Consider the following 3,530-nt stretch of genomic DNA (forward strand, 5'->3'; position numbering starts at 1 on the left):
AAACCGAAAATATTTAATCCTGTAGCCGAAAATCTATTGACCACTTTGGAGACTCCGGAGTCTGTTTTTAAATATACTTCTATATGGCCGGAACCAAGTGGGAATGATGTTTTCTCTTTGTCTAGGTCACTTCTTAATTGATTGTTTTCAAATATGAAGTGATTAATATTATGCCCGTTGAATAGTTTTGTTTTAATGGACCCTAAATGCAATCTGCCATTGTATGTGTACAATGCTTCGGGAATTAAATCAACATGTGAAAATTCATCATCTGTTACAGTATCTTTTCCGGCAACATCATCAACTGGAGGAATTGAGTAAATTCCGGATTTCAAACCTATACTCAGAGTCTTGTAAAATAGTGTCTGCGTTTCAATCTTGTTGTTTATATTCTCTTGCGAGTACTTTTCAAGCTCAATTGCATAGTGTACGAGGCCTACGTAAATAGAGTTGTTGACTATATGTGTGTATTTTTTGTTAAAGTCTACCCATTCTATTTGAGGAGAGACAAATACATCAATGCCGGTTACAACTTCTTTCCAAGATTCAATTGCTGATTGGTCTGGGTGAGTTACATGCATATTTAAGCTATATCTGCCTAAAGATACATTGAACTTCATTGATTTTGCAATAGTTGAGTCTGTGACAGTAGTTGTGTCAAGTCTTACAGAGGAATAGTCTGTGTTGAATTGTACAGGGATATGAGAAGATTCGATGTAAACAGGGCATGACTGATATATGTAGCTTCCATCGTACATCTTATACGCATAGCGTACAAGTACAGGAAAAGTAAAGCGTTTGCTTTTCTTTATTTTGTCATACAGTTTTAGGAATGCTCCATTTACAGCATTGCTAACATTTACTTCGTTTTCAACACCCAGTGGTGCCGGTAGTGTAGATAGTGAAACGTTCGGAGATAAAGTAACGTTTACATCGTTCTCTGACATCTGGGCCAGTGAGGTGGTTTCAAACCTAACATTAGGCATTGGAGGTTTACTCCCTAGGTCATTATACCCGGATTCATACTTTATGTATCTTATACCCTTATCTGTTTTTATGATAAGGATATTCCCAACGTGTGTGATGCCATAACTGTTGCTGCTTTCTGTGTAAAGTAGGCTGTTCTCAAAATAGAAAGACTTAACACCATTAACAGTTTCATCTAAAAGGATTATGTTTTCATAGTTGGAGTTTTTATGTATATAAATAGGCTTGTATGTATGTGTGCTTACTTGTATAGGCTTACCAATGGGGGTGATAGAACCATTCTTCACCCTCGCATTGATTAACTCCATACATTCCCCGTCCTGCGAAATCTGATCATCAGTATGTCGGGTTATACCGGAAAATATTATATTCTTTTTCATTACATTGGCATTGTTTGTTGTTGCATACCCGGGCCGGCCATTTGTTCCTGTTGGGCCGCAAACTGTGATTGCTGTTCCTCCATCTGTTTTCTTCTGTCTTGTACCCTCTGCAGAATCTTATCAGCGTTGGGGAATTGCCCTATTTCAAGAAGCTCTTCAACCATGATGGCCCCTTTATCGAATAACTGCATCAAGAACTCGTTTTGAAGCATTCTATATGCAGGTGACGAAGTGCTTTCTGTAAGAGAAAGGTCAACTTCAACGTTTCTACCCTTCTTAGGGTCGTATACAGATGCCTGTCGTGAATAATTGGACCCGGCAATATTTAGGTATCTAACGTCTGTATAAAATTGCTGTTGTGTCTTTAGTAGCTTTAAGTCCCTATCCTCCCTTAGTTGTCTGAAAGACTCCATCACGTCTACAAGGTTAATTGCGCCGTTTTGCGTCTGCTGTGCGTATAATGCACCGGAAGTACCAGATCGTGCGCCTTGCCCTTGTAAAGCTCCGGAGACACCGGAAATATCCTCTAATAATTTAAGCTGGACATTCAACATATCATATACTCCGGAATTTGAGGTATTAGATACAATCTGTTGGGGTGCTGGTATGCCTGCTTTGGCTTTGTAGTAGATAATACCATTATATGCGCTCCATTCGTCCGCTATCTCTTCCATGCTCATACCTTCCGGCAAACATTCTTCCGGGAACATAAGTAAGCCTTTGGCGGCTGCAGACATAATAAAGTCTTGTGTAGTGATAAGTCTGTTAATGTATCTCTGTTGGTCTACGAAATCAGAAACAAAAGAGTGAACTTCACTATTGAAGAATGGGTATATCTTGAAAGAGTAGGGGTGTGACTTGTGCCAATACGGTGTTTCTCCCTGTTTGAGAATATCCCCGTAAGGTGACATAAATCTGAAATACCAATATCTATCAGTGAATATTTGGTACTCTAACAGCTTCATATCTTCCTCGGCTACTCCCATTGCCGCCTGTTCCTGTCTGCGAACTTCGTTTGTTGCATCAAGCTCGGCTTTCCTGTTAAGTTCCACCTTGTAATACTCACCGGTCAGCCAATCGTGTACCCGGATTCTCCGCTTTGTTTCTTTTCTCCACATTTCAATCACCCGGCACCTGTTGAAATCATCCGGAACAAAGAAATCTATTTCTGTTAGTTTCCTTTGCGTAAGGTTCTCTACATTGGTCATAATACCCTCTTTGGTATTTGCCCGGTAAATATCCCTTATCTGGTCCTCATTCTCCGGAGTGGCGAATTGTGCTATAACATCATCTACGTTTAAGTCGTGAATCTGTCCGATAAGAGTACAGTCCCAATGTCGTGGGTCGTCCATATACTTATCGAAGAACATTTTGTTATAGTTTACAGAGTCCACCCATGCATCCATCATGCAGGGTTCGTCTTTCCACCCGTAATAGGTTCTGAAAAAAGCGGCTCCGGTAACAAGAAAGGATTCTAGGTTTCTCCTGTCAAGTTCCCATAATCTGTTACGCTGATATGCATACTGTACTGTGGCCGACATCATTTCGCCTAGGCCCTGTTCATCCCTGTCCCTTGCAACACAAACCGGTTCAGTTTGATTAGTTGAGAATTGTCCGAGAACACTACGAACCAGAGAACGTACCCTGTTGTTTTTCAAAGGTACCTTTCCCTGGCTCTTAATGTAATCCTCTTCTCGCATCTTCTTGCCATTTACGACAACATAATCTCCCCACTGGTTCCCGAAAGTGTACATTGCATTGCGCTTGGCTTCCTCCCTAAAATCTCTTAGGGATTCCCATGCGTAATAAGCATCGTAAAGTACATTTACGTCTTTTGTTATGGTCTGCCGTTGTTTCTTGGTAGACCTTTTGTGTGAGGGGAATAGTCTTTTGCTGAAATTAATATCATTCATACATAAGTAGTTTTATGTACGAAATAAGTCACTAATAGTCAGAGGTGTTGCCCGTAAATTTGAATTATGACAAAGACTTTATTACCTTGCCTTCCTGTTCCAGCTTTTTTAGTCTTGCCTTTAATTTGTCTTTCTTGACAAAGAATGTTGTATGCGAGTTGTCCCGGAGTGTAATTTTTACTGTTTCAGATTTATTCTTTTTTACCTTCTCCAGTAATCGTTCTGCCGCACTCCTTTCTTCGGCTATGTG

3 protein-coding genes are annotated in these 3,530 nt (G+C 40.2%); all 3 read right to left on the reverse strand.

Translation table 11 applies throughout. The features are described 5' to 3' along the window. Nucleotides 1–1,367 (reverse strand): hypothetical protein (locus PHO71_RS24765; RefSeq protein WP_300208816.1); only part of this gene is annotated, 1,367 nt, incomplete at its 3' end. After that, nucleotides 1,367–3,280: a hypothetical protein gene (locus tag PHO71_RS24770; protein WP_300208818.1), complete on the reverse strand. Its 1,914-nt coding sequence runs from the start codon at nucleotides 3,278–3,280 to the stop codon at nucleotides 1,367–1,369. The genes PHO71_RS24765 and PHO71_RS24770, both read right to left, overlap by 1 nt. Nucleotides 3,281–3,344: 64 nt before the next feature. After that, nucleotides 3,345–3,530: hypothetical protein (locus PHO71_RS24775; RefSeq protein WP_300208820.1), on the reverse strand; the 186-nt coding region annotated here is incomplete at its 5' end.

It is taken from the genome of Bacteroides sp., from assembly GCF_028690125.1.
GTDB lineage: Bacteria > Bacteroidota > Bacteroidia > Bacteroidales > Bacteroidaceae > Bacteroides.

Bases quoted from the DNA above. Each gene is read 5' to 3' on its own strand.
- PHO71_RS24770 (WP_300208818.1), bottom strand. From the start codon at position 3,280: ATGAATGATATTAATTTCAGCAAAAGACTATTCCCCTCACACAAAAGG.